Origin of the sequence: Bradyrhizobium sp. LLZ17, from assembly GCF_041200145.1 — a bacterium.
Taxonomy (GTDB): Bacteria; Pseudomonadota; Alphaproteobacteria; order Rhizobiales; family Xanthobacteraceae; genus Bradyrhizobium.
The window spans coordinates 7496187-7515528 of sequence record NZ_CP165734.1; the positions used below are offsets into that span (position 1 = coordinate 7496187).

17 protein-coding genes and 2 pseudogenes are annotated in these 19342 nt (G+C 62.3%); 7 read left to right on the plus strand and 12 right to left on the minus strand.

Annotated elements, in window-relative coordinates:
* The first annotated feature begins 46 nt into the window (after positions 1–46).
* Positions 47–1003, plus strand: coding sequence for a MurR/RpiR family transcriptional regulator (locus tag AB8Z38_RS35620; protein ID WP_369722203.1), 957 nt, complete (start codon positions 47–49; stop codon positions 1001–1003).
* A gap of 179 nt (positions 1004–1182) precedes the next feature.
* On the opposite strand, the gene AB8Z38_RS35625 is transcribed toward AB8Z38_RS35620, so the two are convergent.
* Complete coding sequence (locus AB8Z38_RS35625; RefSeq protein ID WP_369722204.1) at positions 1183–2508, minus strand: NAD(P)/FAD-dependent oxidoreductase; 1326 nt, start codon at positions 2506–2508, stop codon at positions 1183–1185.
* 233 nt (positions 2509–2741) lie between these two features.
* Here AB8Z38_RS35625 and AB8Z38_RS35630 point away from each other — a divergent pair, with 233 nt between their 5' ends.
* Positions 2742–3218: an Lrp/AsnC family transcriptional regulator gene (locus AB8Z38_RS35630; protein ID WP_369722206.1), complete on the plus strand. Its 477-nt coding sequence runs from the start codon at positions 2742–2744 to the stop codon at positions 3216–3218.
* A gap of 23 nt (positions 3219–3241) precedes the next feature.
* On the opposite strand, the gene AB8Z38_RS35635 is transcribed toward AB8Z38_RS35630, so the two are convergent.
* The 6 genes from AB8Z38_RS35635 to AB8Z38_RS35660 form a co-directional block, all read right to left on the minus strand.
* A complete protein-coding gene (locus AB8Z38_RS35635; protein WP_369722207.1) occupies positions 3242–4903 on the minus strand; it encodes an ABC transporter ATP-binding protein in 1662 nt (553 codons plus the stop codon).
* On the minus strand, positions 4900–5754 hold the full coding sequence (locus tag AB8Z38_RS35640) for an ABC transporter permease (RefSeq protein ID WP_369722208.1): 855 nt from the start codon (positions 5752–5754) through the stop codon (positions 4900–4902). The genes AB8Z38_RS35635 and AB8Z38_RS35640 overlap by 4 nt, the downstream gene beginning before the upstream one ends.
* Positions 5751–6701, minus strand: a complete 951-nt coding sequence (locus tag AB8Z38_RS35645) for an ABC transporter permease (protein ID WP_369722209.1) — start codon at positions 6699–6701, stop codon at positions 5751–5753. Before AB8Z38_RS35645 ends, AB8Z38_RS35640 begins: the two co-directional genes overlap by 4 nt.
* A gap of 57 nt (positions 6702–6758) precedes the next feature.
* The gene (locus AB8Z38_RS35650; protein WP_369722210.1) at positions 6759–8366 is read right to left on the minus strand and encodes an ABC transporter substrate-binding protein; all 1608 of its coding nucleotides are present in this window, start codon (positions 8364–8366) and stop codon (positions 6759–6761) included.
* A 272-nt stretch (positions 8367–8638) separates the two neighbouring features.
* Entirely contained in the window at positions 8639–10018 is a 1380-nt protein-coding gene (locus AB8Z38_RS35655; RefSeq protein ID WP_369722211.1) for an aspartate aminotransferase family protein, read from the minus strand.
* A gap of 12 nt (positions 10019–10030) precedes the next feature.
* Entirely contained in the window at positions 10031–10873 is an 843-nt protein-coding gene (locus AB8Z38_RS35660; RefSeq protein WP_369722212.1) for a GNAT family N-acetyltransferase, read from the minus strand.
* Positions 10874–11048: 175 nt separating this feature from the next.
* Between AB8Z38_RS35660 and AB8Z38_RS35665 the strand changes: the two genes are divergently transcribed.
* Both AB8Z38_RS35665 and AB8Z38_RS35670 read left to right on the plus strand, forming a co-directional pair.
* A complete protein-coding gene (locus tag AB8Z38_RS35665; protein WP_369722213.1) occupies positions 11049–11717 on the plus strand; it encodes a haloacid dehalogenase type II in 669 nt (222 codons plus the stop codon).
* 16 nt (positions 11718–11733) lie between these two features.
* Positions 11734–13008, plus strand: coding sequence for an NAD(P)/FAD-dependent oxidoreductase (locus tag AB8Z38_RS35670; RefSeq protein ID WP_369722214.1), 1275 nt, complete (start codon positions 11734–11736; stop codon positions 13006–13008).
* Positions 13009–13116: 108 nt separating this feature from the next.
* Here the strand turns inward: AB8Z38_RS35670 and AB8Z38_RS35675 are convergent.
* From AB8Z38_RS35675 to AB8Z38_RS35690, 4 genes and pseudogenes are all read right to left on the minus strand, one after another.
* A pseudogene (locus tag AB8Z38_RS35675) lies at positions 13117–14573 on the minus strand (NAD-dependent succinate-semialdehyde dehydrogenase).
* Positions 14574–14590: 17 nt separating this feature from the next.
* Positions 14591–14722, minus strand: coding sequence for a hypothetical protein (locus AB8Z38_RS35680; RefSeq protein ID WP_369722215.1), 132 nt, complete (start codon positions 14720–14722; stop codon positions 14591–14593).
* Positions 14719–16194 (minus strand): aldehyde dehydrogenase, encoded by a 1476-nt coding sequence (locus AB8Z38_RS35685; RefSeq protein WP_369722216.1) that lies wholly within the window; start codon positions 16192–16194, stop codon positions 14719–14721. Before AB8Z38_RS35685 ends, AB8Z38_RS35680 begins: the two co-directional genes overlap by 4 nt.
* Positions 16191–16259 (minus strand): annotated as a pseudogene (locus tag AB8Z38_RS35690) (cupin); the annotation flags it as partial. The pseudogene AB8Z38_RS35690 and the gene AB8Z38_RS35685, both read right to left, overlap by 4 nt.
* Before the next feature lie 330 nt (positions 16260–16589).
* Here AB8Z38_RS35690 and AB8Z38_RS35695 point away from each other — a divergent pair.
* Both AB8Z38_RS35695 and AB8Z38_RS35700 read left to right on the plus strand, forming a co-directional pair.
* Entirely contained in the window at positions 16590–17489 is a 900-nt protein-coding gene (locus tag AB8Z38_RS35695; RefSeq protein ID WP_369722217.1) for a GNAT family N-acetyltransferase, read from the plus strand.
* 541 nt (positions 17490–18030) lie between these two features.
* On the plus strand, positions 18031–18309 hold the full coding sequence (locus tag AB8Z38_RS35700) for a hypothetical protein (RefSeq protein ID WP_369722219.1): 279 nt from the start codon (positions 18031–18033) through the stop codon (positions 18307–18309).
* Between the two features lie 197 nt (positions 18310–18506).
* On the opposite strand, the gene AB8Z38_RS35705 is transcribed toward AB8Z38_RS35700, so the two are convergent.
* Positions 18507–18818, minus strand: coding sequence for a hypothetical protein (locus AB8Z38_RS35705; RefSeq protein ID WP_369722220.1), 312 nt, complete (start codon positions 18816–18818; stop codon positions 18507–18509).
* Positions 18819–18895: 77 nt separating this feature from the next.
* Here AB8Z38_RS35705 and AB8Z38_RS35710 point away from each other — a divergent pair, with 77 nt between their 5' ends.
* The gene (locus AB8Z38_RS35710) at positions 18896–19321 is read left to right on the plus strand and encodes a hypothetical protein (RefSeq protein ID WP_369722221.1); all 426 of its coding nucleotides are present in this window, start codon (positions 18896–18898) and stop codon (positions 19319–19321) included.
* Positions 19322–19342 lie beyond the last annotated feature (21 nt).

Sequence of the window (19342 nt, forward strand, 5' to 3'; positions counted from 1 at the left end):
CTCCTGCCAAGAGCGTAGGTTGAGCTGACCTGAGGAAGGGCGGTCAATGCCGCGTGCAAAGCGAAATGTCCCGGCAAGGGCCGCTGGTGCGGCGGTTTCCAAGCCGCCCAGTCACGACAATATCGTGGCCGGCGACATCATCTCCCTCATCAGACAGAGCGTTCCGAGTCTCAGCCCGTCGGAGCAGCGCGTCGCCACGGTGCTGCTGGCCGATATTGAGTTGGCCGTTCATGCCAGCAACTCCGAACTGGCCCGGCGGGCGCGCGTCAGCGAGCCCACCGTCACTCGGTTCAGCCGTTCCGTCGGCTGCCGCGGTGTCCGTGACCTCAAGATGAGGTTGGCTCAAGCCATGGCGGTTGGACGGATTTATGTTGAACTGCCCCCGCATGTCGGGACGGATCTGGCGCGCCCCGCGCTCTGGCGATCGGTGTTTCAGGAAATCCGTCGTGCGATTGCCGCCGCGGAGGAGGGGCTTCGGAAGGAGGACATCGAGAGGGCTGCCGAAGCTATCTCCCGTTGTTCGAAGCTTGCCGCTTTCGGCGTGGGGGGCGGTTCGACCCTTGCGGCGGCGGAAGTTCAGAACCGGTTCTTTCGTCTTGGGATCGCCGTTTCCCACGCCTCCGATCCGAGATTGATGCGCATGATCGCCGCGACCCTCGGCCGGGACGACGTCGTCGTTGCCATCTCGACCACCGGTGCCGCGAACGACGTGATCGAGGCAGCCGGTATCGCCAAGCAATATGGCGCCTTGGTCGTCGCAATTACCAGGCCGCAAAGCAGGCTGGCTTCAATCGCGGATATTGCGCTCGGCGTACACGTGGCCGAGGCGGCCGACGCGCTCAAGCCGACGGCGTCGCGCTATATGCTTCTCGCCACGATCGATCTGCTCGCCGCGTCCACTGCCTATTGCAAGCCGCTTGAAGCCCAGGGTCGCATGCGGCGGATCAAGTACGAGTTGCTGAAGGGCAGTGAAGGCGACGCCAAAGGGCCGCTGGGGGACTGATTCAGACCCAACCACCCATCTTCGCTCCTATCGTCCCGCCGTTTGCGTGCTCGGCGCCGCCATTCTCGATTCACAGGGCCGGCCGGTTGGTGGCGGCGCGAGATCAGCATAGGTTGAGCTCGCGTCCCGTGCCCTTGCCGCAACACGCCTCTGAATTTGGGCGGTCCAGCTTCCAAACCCTAAAATTCAGAGACCTTTCCGACCGCGAGTCCGGCAAAGCGGTCTGGCCGATAGGGCGTTGGATCGACGATCGGTGCGGCGCCCGTCACCAGGTCCGCGATCAGGTGCCCCGATCCGGGGCCAATACCAAAGCCGTGGCCACTGAAGCCTGCGGCCAATATCAATCCAGGCAGGCCGGAAGCCTCTCCGATGACCGGCACGCCATCGGGCGTCGAGTCGATATAGCCGGCCCACGTCGCGGTAATTTTCGTGCTCTTCAGTGCCGGCAACAGTTCAAGGGCGCGCCGATGCGTAAGTTCGATCGTGCTCGGATCAGGCACAGGATCCAGAATGCGCATGCGCTCCATCGGCGTCGGCTCGTCCACGCGCCAACGCTGGAGCGTTTCGTGTCCGGACCTGACGCCTTCAAGGCTGCCTGGGAGCAGACTGCGCCAGCGCCGCAAGAACATCGGCAGGAATTGCGGGGCGAAGCGGAGCTGCTGCGCGGTTGGATCGACGCGGCCTCGGCCGCTGATGGCGAGGGTATATCCGCCATCGCTCCGTTTCGTAATCGAAATCGCGGAGGTGTGGAGTGCGTCCGGCAGGCCTTCCGCGCCTTCCGAGACGGAGAGGATGGACGAGCGGATCGAAGCCAGCGGAAGGCGAATGCCGGCCTGATGGCAGAAGGACGAGGACCAGGCACCGCCCGCGAGTATGGCGACGCGCGTGCGAATCGTGCCGCGCTCAGTCACCACCGCGCTCACGCGACCGCCCTCGGTCTCGAATCCGCGAGCGGCACACATCTGATGCACGGTGCCCTCGGAGTTGAGGATCGCCCGCGCCACCGCCGGGGCGGCGTTGGCGGGATCTGCGGTGCCGTCGGTTGGCGAGAACACTCCGCCCTTCCAGCCTCGTCCCGTCGCCGCGCCGCGCTGCGTCGCCTCGGTCGCATCGAGCATGTGCGTGGTCACGCCGACGGTTCGCGCGAAGTCGCGCCAGCGCGCCCACCCCTCGATCTCTTGGTCATCATCGCTGAGATACAGCAGGCCACGACGGGAGAAACCCGTGTTTTCGCCGCTTTCGGCGCCAAAGCTCTCCCACAAATCCAGACTCCTGGTCGCCATCGGCAACTCTCGGGCGTCGCGGTTTTGCTGGCGGCACCAGCCCCAGTTTCGGCTCGACTGCTCGGCTCCGATCCGCCCCTTTTCCACGAGGGCGACGCTCAGGCCTCTCAGGGTAAGATAATAGGCCGCAAACACCCCAATGATGCCGCCTCCGATGACGACCACGTCGGCGCCGCGGGGGAGATCCGGCGAGGTCTCGATATGGCTGAGTGGCGCGGGCATCCTGACTTCCTAGCTTTTGCTCGTCGCATCGTAAGTCAGGCGTTGGTGCGCGCGACGCTGGATTCGATGGCAGCTCAGCACTTTATGCTGCATCCGCTCAGCCCTGCAAAACTGTATTCTGGCCTAAAGATATGAGGTCATGATGGACAATAAATGCAGGATGAGTGAGTTTTGGCTACTAGTGCCAATTTTTATGCTGCGCCGCTTGGCGCGTGTTCGATGGAGGGTCGCCAATGAAGCTGGATCGAATCGACGTCAAGATCCTGCACGAACTCCAGAAGAACGGTCGCATCACCAACGTCGAGCTCGCCGAGTTGGTCAACCTGTCGCCCAGCCCTTGTCTCATGCGCGTGAAGAGACTGCAGAGCGAGGGCTATATCGAAGGCTATTCGGCTCGCATCAATCTACGCAGGCTGGGGCAGACGCTGACCGTCTTTACTGAGGTGACTTTGAAGAACCACAGGCAAATCGACTTTGCCCGCTTCCTGGCGGCGGTCGACAAGGTCGAGCAGCTGATCGAATGTCATCTCGTCTCGGGAGGTTACGACTACATGCTGAAGTTCGTCACCGCCAGCATTGGCGAGTACCAGACCATCATGGAACGTCTGACGGACATGGATATCGGCATCGACAAATATTTCAGCTTCGTCGTGTTGAAGTCGCCCATCGTGCGCTCGCAGATGCCGCTGACGAGCCTGTTTCCGGCTTGATCTCGCCGACCCGGCGGCCGGTTCTACTGGCGAGAATAGGCCCGCACCGCTTCGGCATTCTGTTCCAAATTATCGAGCCAGGCGGGGTCGAGCTTGGGGACCGAAGAGAACAGCAGTCTGCTATAAGGGTGCTGCGGTGCCGTCAACCGTGTCGGCGTGATCTCCTCGACCTTTTGACCGCGATACATCACGATGATCTCGTCGCAGATCGCTTCCACGACGGACAAGTCGTGGCTGATGAAAATGTAGGAGAGGCCGAGTTCGCGTTGCAACTCCTTCAGGAGCTCAACGACGGCGGCTGCCACGACAGTGTCGAGCGCCGACGTGATCTCGTCGCACAGGATGAGCGTCGGCTCGGCAGCGAGTGCTCGCGCGAAATTGACCCGCTGCTTCTGGCCGCCTGAAAGCTCTCCCGGCAATCGATGGCGCACCGATTTGGGGAGACGGACCAGATCGAGAAGTTCGCTCAGGCGCGCATCGCGCGCCTTGCCGCTCATGCCGTGATAGAAGGTCAGGGGACGTCTCAAGATGTCTTGCACCGATTTTGCGGGATTGAGCGCGGTGTCGGCGTGCTGGAACACGATCTGAATTTGGCGGAGCTCGTCGCGGGTGCGGCTGCGGCCGACTTTTCCCAGCTCCCTGCCGTTGAAGATGATGTCGCCCGCATAGGCCGGAAGGATTCCGGCGATCGCCCGGGCAAGGGTTGACTTGCCGCAGCCGGACTCGCCGATGATGCCGAGATTCCGCCCCCGGTCCAGCTTGAGGCTCACGGCCTCCACAGCACTGACCAATGGTCGTCCATCACGCAGACGAGGACCATAGCCGACCGTCAGATCGTCGACCTGAAGCAAGGGACGCTTCGTCGCAGCCTCGTATTCGGGCCCGTGCTGTCGCGCCTCCGGTCTGAACGCGGCCAAAAGCTCTCGGGTGTAGGGGTGGTGGGCGTCGTTGAGGATCTGGCTGGTCGTGCCCGTTTCCTGGACTGAGCCGTCCTTGAGCACGACGATCCGATCGGCGATCTGGGCGACGACTGCAAGATCGTGCGAGACGTAGACGCCGGCAATGTGGTGCTGCGCCGTGACGGCCTTGAACGCGCGCAGCACCTCTACCTGGGTCGTGACGTCGAGTGCCGTGGTAGGCTCGTCGAAGATGACGACCTTCGGTTGACCGATCAGGGCCATGGCGGCGGCAAGACGCTGCAACTGACCACCCGAGACCTGGTGCGGATAGCGGTCGCCGATCGTTTCCGGCTCCGGAAGCGAGAGCGCTTTGAACAGCGAAAGGGCTTTCGCTTGTGCCTCAGCGGCCGACATGAGCTTGTGGATACGTGCCACCTCGGTGACCTGATCCATGATGGTAAGTGCAGGGTTGAAGGCAGCCGCGGCGCTCTGGGGCACGTAGGCGACCGTGGTCCCGCGAATTCGGGCGCGTTCCGCTTCCGAAAGCTTGACCATGTCGACGCCGGCCACTCGCACTTCGCCGCCGGTGATAGCGCAGCCTTGGCGGGTGTAGCCCAGAAGCGTCATGGCAATCGTGGTTTTGCCCGAGCCGCTTTCGCCGATGAGGGCTAGGATCTCGCCTTCGGTGATGTCGAGGCTGATATCCTTGATGATCTCGACCCGCCGGCCTGCGTCGGTTGTCGCTTCAACCCTGAGATTGCGGATCTCGACGAGGTTTCCCGTCATTCGGCGCTCCGGTCGCGGATTCTGCGCGGCAAATTGTCGATCAGAAGGTTGACGCAAATCGTGAGACTTGCGATGGCGAGCGAAGGGAAGATCACCGCCGGCGCACCGAAGGGAAGGCCGCCGATATTCTCACGGACCAGTGCCCCCCAATCGGCATAGGGCGGTTGCACGCCGAGTCCGAGAAAGGACAAGCCGGAAAGCAGGAGTACGATGAAGACGAAGCGAAGGCCGAGGTCGGCAAGCACGGGACCAAGAATATTGGGAAGGATCTCGGAGGCGATGAGATAGGGCAGGCCTTCGCCCCGAATGCGGGCGACCATGACGAAATCCATCGTGTTGACATTGACGGCGAGAGCGCGGGCGAAGCGATAGGCGCCTGGGGTATAGATCACCGAGAGCGTCGCGATCAGCGCCGGGATTGACGAGCCGATGGCCGCGACGACGACGAGGCTGAACAGCTTGCTGGGAATCGAGTTGAGTGCATCGAGAAACCGGCTCAGCGAACTGTCGAACCAGCCGCCCGCAACTGCTGCAGTCATGCCGAGTGCGACGCCGCTGAAACAGGCAATGGAGACGGCGGCAAGCGAGATGCCGAGCGTGTAGCGCGCGCCCATCAGGATGCGCGAGAATATGTCGCGTCCAAGATAGTCGGAGCCAAACCACAAATCTCGGCTCATGGGCCCGAAGTAATCGGTGTCGACGATCTCGCCGACAGAATGCGGGATGATGTGCGGGGCGAAAACGGCGATGCCACCCCAGAGAAGGATGATGCTCAGCGCCGTCACGCCGATGAGATTGAAGCGATAGCCAAACTGCACGCCGAGCCGGCCGGGCGAAGTGGATTTCGTCATCGGAGCCTCGGATTGGACAGGACGGCGATGATGTCGGCTGCCGTGATCAATGTCAGATATCCCAGGCAGAAGATCATCGCACATGTCTGGATCAGCGGCAGGTCGCGATTGGAAACGGCATCGACCATCAAATATGCGATGCCGGGATAATTGAAGATTGTCTCTACGATGATCACGCCACCAAGCAAATACGACAGCGAGAGTGCGACCGAATTGACGATGGGGCCAAGCGCGTTGGGCAATGCATGTCTTAACACCAGCCGAGGGCGCGAGGCGCCTTTGAGAAGCGCCATCTCGATGTAAGGCGTGTTCAGTGTCTCGACGACGGCGGCCCGGGTCATGCGGATCATCTGCGCCGAAACCCCGATCGTGAGCGTTACCACCGGCATCGCGTAGATCCTCATCAGGTCATAGAACGACTTGACCTCATTTGTGAGAGATAACGCCGGCAGCCATTTGAGGTAGACTGCGAAGAGCAGCACCGCCAAGGTTGCGATCATGAACTCCGGCACGGAGATGATGCCGATGGTCGCAACGGTCACCATGCGGTCGTAAAGGGTGCCTCGCCACATTGCGGCGGTGATGCCGAGCGTCAGGGCGAACGGCACGGCGATCGAGGCGGTCAATCCTGCAAGCTTCATGGTATTGGCGAGCCGTCCACGTATCAGATTGGCGACAGAGACGTTGTTTGCATAAGACGTGCCGAAATCACCCTGAACGAGGCCGGCCATCCATTTCAGGAAGCGGACGATCGCGGGATCGTTGAGGTGCATGGCCTTGCGCAGACCCTCGATGGCTTCGGGCGTTGCGGACTGGCCGAGCAAGATGGTGGCTGTATCGCCGGGCAGGAGCGCGGTGGCAAAGAAGACCGCAAACGAAACGATTATGAGCGTGATCAGGGCGATAACAAGCCGCTTCGCCACAAGCGACATAACTTGTCTTCTCACATTCGAGCTCCCGCACTGCCGCTCAGTTTCTCAGCCACGATTGCAGCAATGGGCCGCTCAGGTAGCAAGCCAGACGTACTCGGCGAACGCGTAGCCCATCATACCGCCGAGCGGGTTGGGCTCCAGTCCCTTCAGCTTGGCCGTGATGGCGTCCGCATTGGAGATGTAGGCCGGAATGATGGTGCCCGCTTCCTCTGACACCAGGACTTGCATCTCATTGTAGATTTCGCGGCGCTTGGCTTGATCGAGCGAACCGCGGGCCTCGAGCAGCATCTTGTCGAATTTTTCCGAGCTGAAACGGCTCTCGTTCCACGGCGCGTCAGACTTGTAGAGCAAGGAGAACAGGATGTCCGGCGTCGGACGCGGATTGAGATTGCCGAAATGAATCGGCGCCTTCAGCCAGTAATTGCTCCAGTAGCCGTCGGAAGGCACGCGCTTCACGTCGAGTTTCATGCCGATTTGGGCGGCCGATGCCTGGACGATCATGGCCATGTCGATCGCCGAACTGGCCGCTTCGGAGGTAATCACCTCAATGCTCTGCCCGAGAACGCCCGCTTTCTGAAAATGGAATTTTGCCTTGTCGGGGTCGAACGATTTGGGCTTGAGAGCCTTGTTGTAGAAGAAGTTGACGGGCGACACCGGCTGATCGTTGCCGGCGACGCCGAAGCCGCGCAGTGCCGATTTGACGATCTGCTCGCGGTTGACGACGTATTTCATGCCCTCAACGAAATCCCGATTGCTGCCGGGCGCCATGTCCATCCGCATGTTCAGGTCGGTATAGGTGCCCGACGTGCTCGTGGACAGTGCGAAACCATTCTGGCCTTCGAGGAGGCGCAGCGATCGTGGGTTGATCGCGGCGGCGAGATGAATATCCCCGGACAGCAGCGCGTTGATTCGAGCGTTTTCATCGGGAATGGCGAAAAACTCGAACGAATCGACGTTCGGGCCGCTCTTGAAGTAGTTGGTGTTCCGCACGCCGATCGAGCGCTCGCCGGGGCTGAATTGCTTGCACGTGAAGGCGCCGGTCCCGTTACCGGTGGAGAAATCGGTGGTGCCGTCGGCCACGATCATAAAATGATGCATCGACAGGATCGTCGGCAAATCCGCGTTGGGGCTCGCCAGCGTGACCTCGACGGTATTCTTGTCGACGGCCTTGAACTCGGACATTTGGGAGGCGATTGCCGCCACTTTCGATCCGGTTGCCTTGTCCAAATGGCGCTTCAGGGAAAAGATGACGTCGTCGGCGCCGAGGTCCTTGCCGTTGTGGAAGGTGACCCCTTTCTTCAGCTTGATCGTCCAGGTCTTGGCGTCGCCGCTTTCAATCGATTCGGCGAGCTCCATCTGCGGTACGCCGGCTTGGTCGAGAAATGTCAGGCGATTATAGAAGGAGCAGCAGCGCACATAGTCCGTCGAGAGCGACGCTTTGGCCGGGTCGAGCGTGTCGGCCGTCGAGGAGGACCAAGCCGCGGCTTTCAAAGCGCCGCCTTTCACGGGCGTCGCTGCCACCGCTTGCGATGCGCGACCGAAGACCGTGTTGGCAGCCGCCAACACCATGCCGTTGGCGAGCATCAACTTCAGCAAGTCGCGGCGGGAAGCCCCGCGCCGAATAGCGCTCTCGACCGCGGCGTCGTCTGAACAAGACCAGTTCGTCGTTGTGTCGTTCATGTCAATCCCTCGTCGCTGACTAAGGCTATGGCTCATGCTGCGGTGAGCGACGGATTATTCCGTCGCGCCATTGTGCTGGATGCCGGCGTGGTCTTGTCAAACGACCGTAACGCGGCGCCCCTCAGGATTGCATTCTTTCCCGCGATCGAAGTCTCGCAGGATAGTTTCACGGCTTTGGCCGAAAAGCCCGTGCGCCACGGCACAAAATTGCGAAGATGCTTCGATTTCTAGTATTTCGGACCTGCTTGCTGCCACCTCAATGTGCTTGCCCATTAATGTTGCAATGCGGCGCGAACTTCGGCATCGGCCAGTGTGTCGTCGAGCGTCCTTGCGGTCCGCTCGATGATCGCATCGATATCGGAGTCGGAGCAGCAGAGCGGCGGAGCATAGCCCAACACGCCTGTCGGGAAAGCCCGGATGACGAGGCCGTTTTTCCAGGCGCGGTCGAAAATGCGCTTTGCTGGTTCGGCGGCGGCGGGGAGCGGCGTCTTGCGCTGCTTGTCAGTGACAAGTTCGATGGCGGCGAGCATGCCACGGCCGCGCACGTCCCCAACGAGGGGATGATCCCTGAGCGATTGCAGGCCAGCCATCAGACGTGCACCCGCTTTTGCGCCATTCGCAAGCAGCCCGTTTTCGTAGAGGCGCAGCACTTCCAGGGCCACGGCGGCGCTGACGGGATGCGCGGAATAGGTATATCCGTGGCCGACAGCGCTTGAGCCCGCCGCATCGGCGATCGTGTCGTAGACGTGATCCGAGAGCAAGACCGCGCCCATTGGCACGTATCCAGATGTCAATCCCTTGGCGAGCGTCATGAGGTCCGGCACGATTTCGTCCTCGCTGCACGCAAAAAGCGGTCCGGTCCTGCCGAACCCGGTAATGACCTCGTCCGCCACGAAGAGGATGCCGTAAGCCTGGCAACGCGCCCGCATCGCTTTCATCCAGCCCTTGGGCGGCACGAGCACACCGCCTGAGCCTTGGATCGGCTCGGCATAGAACGCGGCAACACGTTGCGGGCCGCCAATCTCCTCGATTTTCGCATCGAGCGCGGCCAGTGATGCGGCGGTGATAGCGTCACCGTTCGCTCCGGCTGGATTGCGGTAGACGTCGTGCGAGGGGATCCTGTGCTGCCAGCTGTGCGGCACGCCGAAGCCGGCATGAAAGGCGGGCAGGGCTGTCAGCCCCGCGCCCACGGCCGAAGACCCATGATACCCCTGTTCAAGGGTGATGAAATGCTCGCGCTGCGGCTCGCCGCGAGCGTGCCAATAGTAGCGAATGAAGCGGACCGTGCTGTCGACGGCGTCGGAACCGCCCAGTGTAAAGTAGACGTGGTTGAGGTCGCCGGGCGCGCGTTGAGCCAACTCCGCGGCAAGCCGGATCGCCGGCTCTGAGCCGAGGCCGAAATAGCCCGTTGCATAGGGAAGCTCCTGCATCTGCCTGGTTGCGGCCGCAACGATGCTCTCGTGCCCATAGCCGGCATTGACGCACCAGAGGCCGGCAAAGCCGTCGACGAGCTGATGTCCGGAAGCATCCGTCACTATCGCCCCTTTGGCCGATTTCAGCACCTTGACGCCGGCCGCCTCGTGACCGCGGTACGATGCGACCGGGTGGACGAGGTGAGCCCGATCGAGCTCGATGAGCGAGTTGCTGAGCATTGGAGTCTCCACCTATCCGAAAGCCTGGCTGGCGAGCGCGAATGTGGTGAATGGCGCGTGGCTGGATCGCACAGCGGCAGGGCGCTGCATGGCCATGCCCTCGTCTACCCGGACGAGTCCCTTGTCCGTGAGCCAGGCCCCCAATTGAGAGGCCTCGGCAGTATCTACGCGTACAAAGCATCCTTCCCGCTTAGCCATGAAATAGGCCAGCAAGGCCTTCCCGTCGTCCGCGTTTGCCGCCACGACGGGGCCGATCACCTCACCTCTGCCGAAGCTGCGCAGCGCCGCGAATCCAGTCAGCGTCTGGCCATTGCAGAGCACGGCAAGCTGGCCAAGCTTCGCAAGCACAAGAAGCAGATTTCTGCGGTCTGCACCGTATGCGCTTCTGTCGAGTTCAAGAATCCCGGAGATATCGTGCGACTCGGCCGGCCGGACATTGGCAGGCGGGACGATATGCAGAACCGTTCCCTGATGCTGCGCGATCGTTCCGGTCTGGCAAAAGCCGAGCTTTTGATAGAGTGGCATGCCCTCGCTGGTTGCAACGAGGCTCAGCGCGCGCCCCGCCGCAAGCGCGATGGCCGCCGCCATGAGCTCACGACCCAATCCGCGCCCGCGGGCGGCTTCATCGACGATCACCATGTTGATGGTTGCGACATCCCCTTTGTAGGGCGTCATCAGAACCGTCCCGAGCACGGTTGCGGCATTCGCGTCCAGCGCGACTAATCCCTCGCTCAAGTCGAGTGCAACTTGCCAGTCCTCGAGCCGGTGCGGCCACTTGGCCTGAAGTGAAAGCCGCAGGGCACCATCGAGATGCTCGGGGCCGAAGGCGGTGAGCGATAAGGTGCTTTGGGTCATCGATTCGTTTTCCTGTCCGGCATCAGTCTCGTATTTTGGCGATGTGCAGATCGTCTGAAGGCCGCCGCGCGAACGATATCTTTCACCGCAGCCGACGGAAAAGCCGCATCTTATGCCGCACGGCTCCTCTATTGTTGCGGCACCGACATCGCGCGAGCGCCCCAGGACAAAGATGATGAGCCAGTTTCGCCCAAAATACGTGACCTTCGATTGCTACGGCACGCTGACGAATTTCCAGATGGCGGAAGCGGCGCAGGATCTCTATGGCGCGCGTCTACCCGAACCGCAGATGGCCGCCATGGTCCGGGATTTCGCGGCGTATCGGCTCGACGAGGTTCTCGGCGACTGGAAACCCTATGCCGAAGTGATCCACAATGCGCTGGAGCGCGCCTGCAAGCGCAATGGCGTCGCCTTCGAGGTCGAGCATGCACACATGGTGTACGATCGCGTGCCGAGCTGGGGGCCGCATCCGGACGTTCCTGCCGGCCTTGCCAGGGTTGCCAAGGAGATTCCGCTCGTCATCCTCTCGAACGCCATGAATGTGCAGCTGCCGTCCAACGTGGCGAAGCTTGGGGCGCCTTTTCACGCCGCACTCACGGCCGAACAGGCGGGATCCTACAAGCCTCGCATGAAGGGATTCGAATTCATGTTTGATATGTTGGGCTGCGGACCGGAAGACGTGGTGCACTGCTCCTCGTCGTTTCGCTACGACCTGATGACGGCTCACGACCTCGGCATCAAGAACAAGGTGTGGGTCAATCGCGGACACGAGCCCGGCAATCCCTATTACGGCTATGTCGAGATCAAGGGTATCGACGCCTTGCCAAGCGTGTTCGGGCTCTGAGCGGTCGGGATCTGCGGTGAAATACGTCTCTTACTGGCACGATACCGCACCAGGCTTCGACGGCGGGGACACAGGTCCCGTCGAGGGGCACTATGACGTCGCAGTGATCGGCGGCGGCTTTACGGGGCTGGGAGCTGCGCGCCAGCTCGCGAGGGCCGGAACGAGGGTCGTCGTCCTGGAAGCGGACCGGGTGAGCAGCGGAGCATCGGGCCGGAACGGCGGGCATCTCAACAATGGTCTGGCGCATAGTTATCTTTCCGCCAAAACGGAGTTGGGAAAGGAGCGAGCCATCGCGCTTTACCGCGCACTCGATGCCTCAATCGACACGCTCGAGGCGCTGATTGCGGAGGAGGGCATCGACTGCAATTTCCGCCGTGCCGGCAAGCTAAAGCTCGCGTCCAAACCGACGCACTTCGATTCCATCGCGCGGAATTTCGAAGCGGTCCATCGCGAGGTCGATACAGAGACCGCGTTGCTGTCCGCCCAGGATCTTCGCTCGGAAATCGGCTCGCCGTTCTTTGGTGCGATGCTCTCGAAGAAGAGCGCGATGATGCATATGGGGCGCTACGGCGTCGGACTAGCCGAGGCGGCCAAACGCCACGGCGCGATCATCTTCGAGCAAGCGCCGGTCACCGCGCAGGCGCAGGAAGGTTCGCGTCATCGCTTGACGACCTCTCGTGGCAGTGTCACCGCCGATCAGGTGCTGCTGGCGACCGGCGCCTACACCACACCGAATTTTCGCTACTTCCGTCGCCGCATTGTTGCCGTCGGAAGCTTCATCATAGCGACCCGTCCGCTGGATGCGGCCGAAATCGCGGCCACCATGCCCGGCAACCGCACCTGCGTCACTTCGATGAACGTCGGCAATTATTTTCGGCTGGCACCCGACAATCGCCTGATTTTCGGCGGGCGCGCACGCTTCTCGGCCAGGTCGGATCAGCGTTCCGACGCAAAGAGCGGGGCGGTACTGGTCGACGGTCTCGCGCGAACCTTTCCGCAACTCGCCGGCATACCGGTGGACTATTGCTGGGGCGGGCTCGTCGACATGACCAGCGATCGCTATCCACGCGCCGGTTATCAGGACGGGCTGTGGTATGCGATGGGCTATTCCGGCCACGGTGCACAGCTCTCCACCCATCTCGGAATGACCATCGCCGACGCGATGCTCGGACGCGAAGACCAGAACCCGATGAAGGGCCTCGACTGGCCCGCGGTGCCCGGCCATTTCGGCAAGCCGTGGTTCCTGCCGCTGGTGGGAATGTACTACAAGGTGCTCGATCGCGTTCAGTAGTACGACCGCGCGCTCTCAGGTGGAGCGCCTAGCATTGCGCTAACTCGTCTGCAGCGGCTGCCTGGACCCGGAGAGAGCGCAGGCACGCGCCCCCTCCGTCGCACATGGTTATCCCAACCCACCGATATGGAACGCCTTCGTTTCGAGGTATTCCTCGATCCCGACCTGGGCTCCTTCGCGACCCAAGCCGGATTGCTTGATACCCCCGAATGGCGCCACTTCCGTCGACACCATGCCGGTGTTGAGGCCGACCATGCCCGCCTCGAGCGCCTCTGCGACGCGCCAGGAGCGCTTCAGGTCTCTGGTGTAGAAATAAGCCGCGAGTCCGAACGGGGTTGCATTTGCGATGGCGACCGCCTCCGCGTCGGTCTCGAAACGGAAGAGCGGCGCGACCGGACCAAATGTCTCTTCGTGCGCGAGCGCCATCTCGGTGGTTGCCTCGGTCAGAACGATAGGCGCGGTAAATTGCGGCCCCTTCGGTAGCTTCACGGGCTGGCCCGCAAGACGGGCACCCTTGGACAGTGCGTCGGCGACATGGCGGTCGATCTTGCTGATCGCCGCCTCGTTGATCATCGGCCCGATCGCCACGCCCGGCTCCAGGCCTGGTCCCACCTTCATTCTTTCGACGCGGGCCACAAGCTTGTCCGCGAAGGCATCATAAACGCCGGCCTGCACGAGAATCCGGTTGGCGCAAACGCAGGTCTGGCCGCCATTGCGGAACTTCGACATGATCGCGCCCTCGACCGCGAGGTCGAGATCGGCATCGTCGAAGACGATGAAAGGGGCATTTCCGCCGAGCTCGAGGCTCACACGCTTGATGCTATCGGCGGCACCGCGCATGAGCAGCGAGCCGACGCGGGTCGAGCCCGTGAACGAGATCTTGCGCACCGTTTCGTTGGCCATGATCTCCGCGCCGATCTCGGTTGGCAGGCCGGTGACGACGTTGACCACGCCCGGGGAATACCGGCGCGCTCCGCCAGCACCGCCAGAGCGAGTGCCGAATGGGGCGTGAAGTCGGAGGGTTTGATCACAACCGTGCACCCCGCCGCGAGCGCTGGCGCGACCTTGCGTGTGATCATGGCGTTTGGAAAATTCCAGGGCGTGATGATTGCGCACACGCCCACCGGTTCCTTGAGAACAAGGATGCGCCGGTCTGGCGTCGGCGAGGGGATCGTCGTGCCGCCGATACGCCGGGCTTCCTCCGCGAACCATTTGACGAAGGAGGCACCGTAGCGGATCTCGCCCTTTGATTCCTCCAATGGCTTGCCCTGTTCGAGCGTCAAAATGTGCGCCAGATCGTCCAGATGCGCGATCATGAGTCCATGCCAGGCTTCCAGAAGCACAGCGCGCTCGGCGTTGGTCTTCGCACGCCAACCCGCATAAGCGGCGGCGGCGGCAGCAATAGCGGCGCGGGTGTCGTCCCGCCCCATGTTCGGCACGGTGCCGACAATGGCCTGCGTCGCCGGATCGATCACATCGATCGTTGCTCCCGAAAGTGCCCCCACCCATTGGCCACCAATCAGGCCCCGCTGGCGGAACAGCCCTTCGTCGTTGAGGTTCTGCATCTGATGATCCTTGTCGGCTAGGAGAAACGGGAATGCACGGCTGTGGTGATCGCCTCGGTGCCGGCGGCCCCCAGCAAGGCCCGTGCGGTTGCTGTCACCTCGCGCCCAATGCCGGCGCCGGGAATGAGTGCGATGCCGTAGCTCTTCATGAAAGCCCCTCGATATGGATGAGTACGCTCTTGGAGCGGCGGTTCGCGCAATAAGCTTCGCGGCCGAGATCCTTGCCGATGCCGGAGCGCTTGTAGCCTCCGGTCGGCAGAATGTGATCGCGCGATCGGCCATAGCCGTTGACCCACACGGTGCCGGCGGCAAACGCGCGCGTGACCCGGATCACGCGTGAGACGTCGCGCGTGTAAAGTCCGGCGGCAAGTCCGTAGGTCGGATGGTCGGCGAGGCTCACGGCTTGTTCCTCGGTGGTGAATGTCTGAAGCGTCAGCACCGGCCCGAAGATCTCTTCGGCAATGGCGGGAGAAGCTTGCTGCACGTTGGCAAGAAGCGTCGGTGCATAGAAATAGCCTTTGCCGTCCATGGGTTCGCCGCCCGCTCGACACTCGGCGCCACTGGCGCACGCTGCTCGGACGATCGTGTGAATTCGCGAGCGCTGCCGCTCGGAAATGATCGGCGAATACGTGGTTGCGGCATCCCAGGTCGGACCAGCGCGAACGGCTTTCATGCGAGCGAGGATGGCCTCAACGAGCGGTTCGGCCACGAAGGCGTGCGCGATCAGCCGCGATCCGGCGACACAGGCTTGACCTGCGTTGGCGAGGATGCTGCCGGCAATCGCCGCAGCAGCCTGATCGAGATCGGCGTCCGCGAACACGATCTGTGGGCTTTTGCCGCCGAGCTCGAGTGTCATTGGCTTGATGCCGGTAGCCGCAATATTGACCATGATCGCAGCTCCCGCGCCGGTCGATCCGGTGAAGCTCACCTTGGCCACATCGGAATGGCCGGTAATGGCGGCGCCGGTCGTTGGTCCATCGCCGAGCACGACGTTGATGAGTCCGGGGGGCAGGCCGGCCTTGATCGCCAATTGAGCGAGAAAGACCGAGGAGAATGGCGTCAGCTCGGAAGGTTTCAGCACCACGGCGTTGCCCGCGGCAAGCGCCGGTGCGAGCTTCCAGCCTGCCATGGACAGCGGAAAATTCCAGGGCGTGATGGCGCCGACGACTCCGTAGGGCTCGGTCATGATCATGCCGAGATGCCCATCATCGGTGGGTACCAGGTCGCCGCCCTCCTTGTCGGCGAATTCGGCGAAGAAGCGGATTTGCTCCGCGGTCACCGCGATGTCTCCCGCAACGAGTTGGCCGACCGGGCGGGTCGATGAAATCGCCTCGACTTTCGCGAGAGTGTAGGCTTCGCGCTCTATGAGGTCGGCCCAGCGTTTGAGGACGTTGGCGCGTTCGCGCGGCCGCACGCCACCCCAGTTGCTTGTCTTCAGGGCCTTTCTGGCGGTTTGAACCGCCTCGTCGACGATCTCCTCCGAGGCGACGGGACATTCGGCGTAGAACGAGCCATCCGAAGGGCGCTGCAGCGGAAGCAGGCCGGGCGCCTCAAGCAGCCGATCGCCAATCAAGTGGCCGATCGGCAGCGAAATCTGATCGGGGTCGAAGCTCAGGCTCATGATACTGTGACGTAGATCTTGCGGACGGTCTCGATGGTCTTCCAGACGCCCGTAAAGCCTGGTCGGGGATCCACCCCGACGGGGCCGATCGCGAACGGCAGGTGCGGGAGATCGCGAGCGAAGGCGTCGCGAAAAACGGTCGCGCGCTGTGCGTCGGAATTGAAGAGAAATGTCATTTTCGAAGTCGATCGCACCAACAATGGCGAACTCGCCAGGTTGAACCATGCTATCGGAGCGAGCGTTCATCCGGTGCCGAATGCGATCGTGATTTGGTGGATTGTTTCGTTGCACGGCAGTTCTGAAATGTAATCTGCGGCAGCGGCCGGTTTATGCTGAGCTTCTCCGGAGCCCGGAGCGGCGGCTTCGGCCGATGTCGGGTCTGATCAGAGAGAGACATGAAGCCTCGCACGACCAGTTCACTCACGATCGATGCCTTCGATGCGCGCGCGGTCGACATCGACACGGTAGAGCTCGAACAGCTCTACACGTTGTCGATCGGCGTAGGCTGGCCGCACCGGCCCGAGGACTGGCAGTTTCTGCGCAACGTGGGACACGGGATCGCGGTTCACGATGAAATCGGACGATTGCTGGGCTCCGCCATGTGGTTTCCCCACGGGCCGGATTTTGCCACCGTCGGAATGGTCATCACGTCACCCCGCGTTCAGACACGCGGCACGGCCCGGTGGTTGATGAAGCGGGTTCTGTCCGCGTGCAAGGGACGAAATCTCCGCCTCAATGCCACGCGCGCAGCCCGCAAGCTCTATCTCTCGCTCGGCTTTCGTACCGAGCGCACGGTGTTCCAGCGTCAAGGCGAGGCGCAATGGTCCAGCGAGATGCCGCTCCTTTCCGGAGGAGCTGAATTGCGTCCCCTTCACGAGAGGGATCTGCGGGCAATCGCCGAACTCGATGCGCAAGCATTCGGAGCATCACGCCTCGCGCTGCTTGGGGCTCTCCTGCCGCAATCCGCAGGGGTAGGGCTCTATCGGCGCGGTCGTCTCGAGGCCTTCGCACTCTGCCGCCCGTTCGGGCGGGGGCATGTCGTCGGGCCGGTGGTCGCCTCGAACGACGAGGACGCGATCGCGGTGATTGCGCCGCACGTCGCTGCCCATGCAGGAGAGTTTCTGAGGCTCGATACGCACCTGGCCGACGGCGAGTTCTGCTCGTTTTTGGCTGGCTCGGGCCTCGCGTTTTTCGACAGCGTTACGACGATGTCGCTCGGGGGAGAGTTTTGCGATCCAAATGCGCGCTCTTCAAGGCCCACAACTTACGCGCTTGCAAGTCAGGCGCTCGGCTAACCTCAAATCGTGGAGCGTCCGCGATACGGGCCTTGCCGATCGTTCTGAGAACCGCCGCTCGCCGGCCGACCCGGATCTAGTGCGCGTCAATCAACGACCTAGAAGATATGCGCTGCGTTCGGCGCCCGCGTTTGCAGAACGATAGTGGCGCGCATCCATCCGAGTTCATGGATCAGCACGGCAGCAAGCGCTGACCGCGATCGCACTGGGCGGTCCCGAAGGTTGCATCCCTGCAGCGCACACCGCGACGACACAGGAACCAAACAGCAAGGGAAGGCTTGATCGCTAAAGGAGGTGCGGCATGAACGTCTCCCGAGTTGCCCTTGTCCTGGCTGTGATCATTCCTTGCGCCGCGTTTGCTCAAGGCGGCGGAGGCGGAGGTGGCAGCGGCGGCGGATCTGCCGGCGGAGCAGGTGGCGCCTCGTCCTCCTCGGGTGCTGGCGCAGCAGCTTCAACATCTCCCTCCAGCGGAGCTGCCGGCACTGGCGCGACAGGCGCGAATGGAAGTGCGTCGACAACGGCTCCTGGGCTCAATGGAAACGTGGCGACGGGCACGGTCAATGGTCTCTCGACCGGGCAGCCTGGCGTTAACCAGCGAACCGGCGCCGAAAATGGGCTTGGAACAGGAACAACGCCCGGCACCAACACCGCCGGCACCGCAAGCTCATCAGGCGCGCCAGCCGCGAACGCGCAAAACGCCGCGCCTGCCGGCGGCATCGGCAGGCCTACGCGAACCAAAGAGCAGGACAGCGATTCCAAGATAGATCAGGAGAACAACAAGGCTGATCGGACGGTGGGGCAGATCTGCAAGAACTGCTGAAACGGACTGCCATGACGGCGCGGCCTGTCGGCCGCATGATGATGATCGGACGTCAGCAATTCGAACCGCCGCATGGGACAGGGCACCGCGTGCCCTCCCAGCACGCACCACGCTGAACGTGTCGACAGACCCTCGTGCCGTAACGCTCCCCTGCCAAGGTCGCTCGCAAAACCGGCGCGAACCAAAACCCGCGCGAACTAAGGCTCGTTTCGTCGCGTGTCGAAGCTGGTATTCCCGCAATTCGGGCATTTGGGAATTTTGTGGCCCTTCGTGACGTGGGTCGTCTCGTGGCATCGTTCGCAGCGGAAATCGCCGGTTTGCTCCGCGGCTTCTCCAGCATGTGCAGCCATTGCGTTTCTCCTGTGATCGCTGCGTGTCAAATCACCCAGCTTCGCAACGGTTTCTATTTGCCGGTTCTTTTCTCCCGCCGTGGAGTTCAGGCAAAAGGCTTGTTGAGCATCGCTACTAGGAACGATCCGATCAATTCCTGCTTTTCTGATCGCCGCCATGAGCGCCGCCGCCAGGCATGGCGGTGCGGACTTTCTGGTCGGCGATCGCGATCCTAAAATTATCAAGGAGAACGTCCATGAAACAGTTGATCCTCGCCGCCGCTTTGCTTGCCTGCCCAGCCGTTTCGGCGTTCGCGCAGACCTCAGGTCCGGTCAATAGCTCGCAGATGGACGCGGCCTCCAGCGCCAACGACCAGAAGAGCCCGACGGACCAGGGCCAGAACGCCGGCGGGGCACAGAACACGGCCGCGATTCAGAAGATCAGGCAGGATCTGGAGAGCGCAGGGTTTACCGACGTGAAGGTTGTCGCGCAGTCATTTGTGGTCCAAGCGAAATCCAGCGAGGGCAATCCGGTCGTTATGACCATCGGACCGCATGGCATGTCGGTTTTCGAGGCCATGAGTTCGGGCTCTGGCACCGTCGGATCGGCCTCTGCCGGGGCCAGTGCGACTTCTCCGGCCTCACGGTCCTCAAGCGATCAGAATGCTGGCGCGCAAAAGTAGACGCCGCCGGGCCGACCCAGC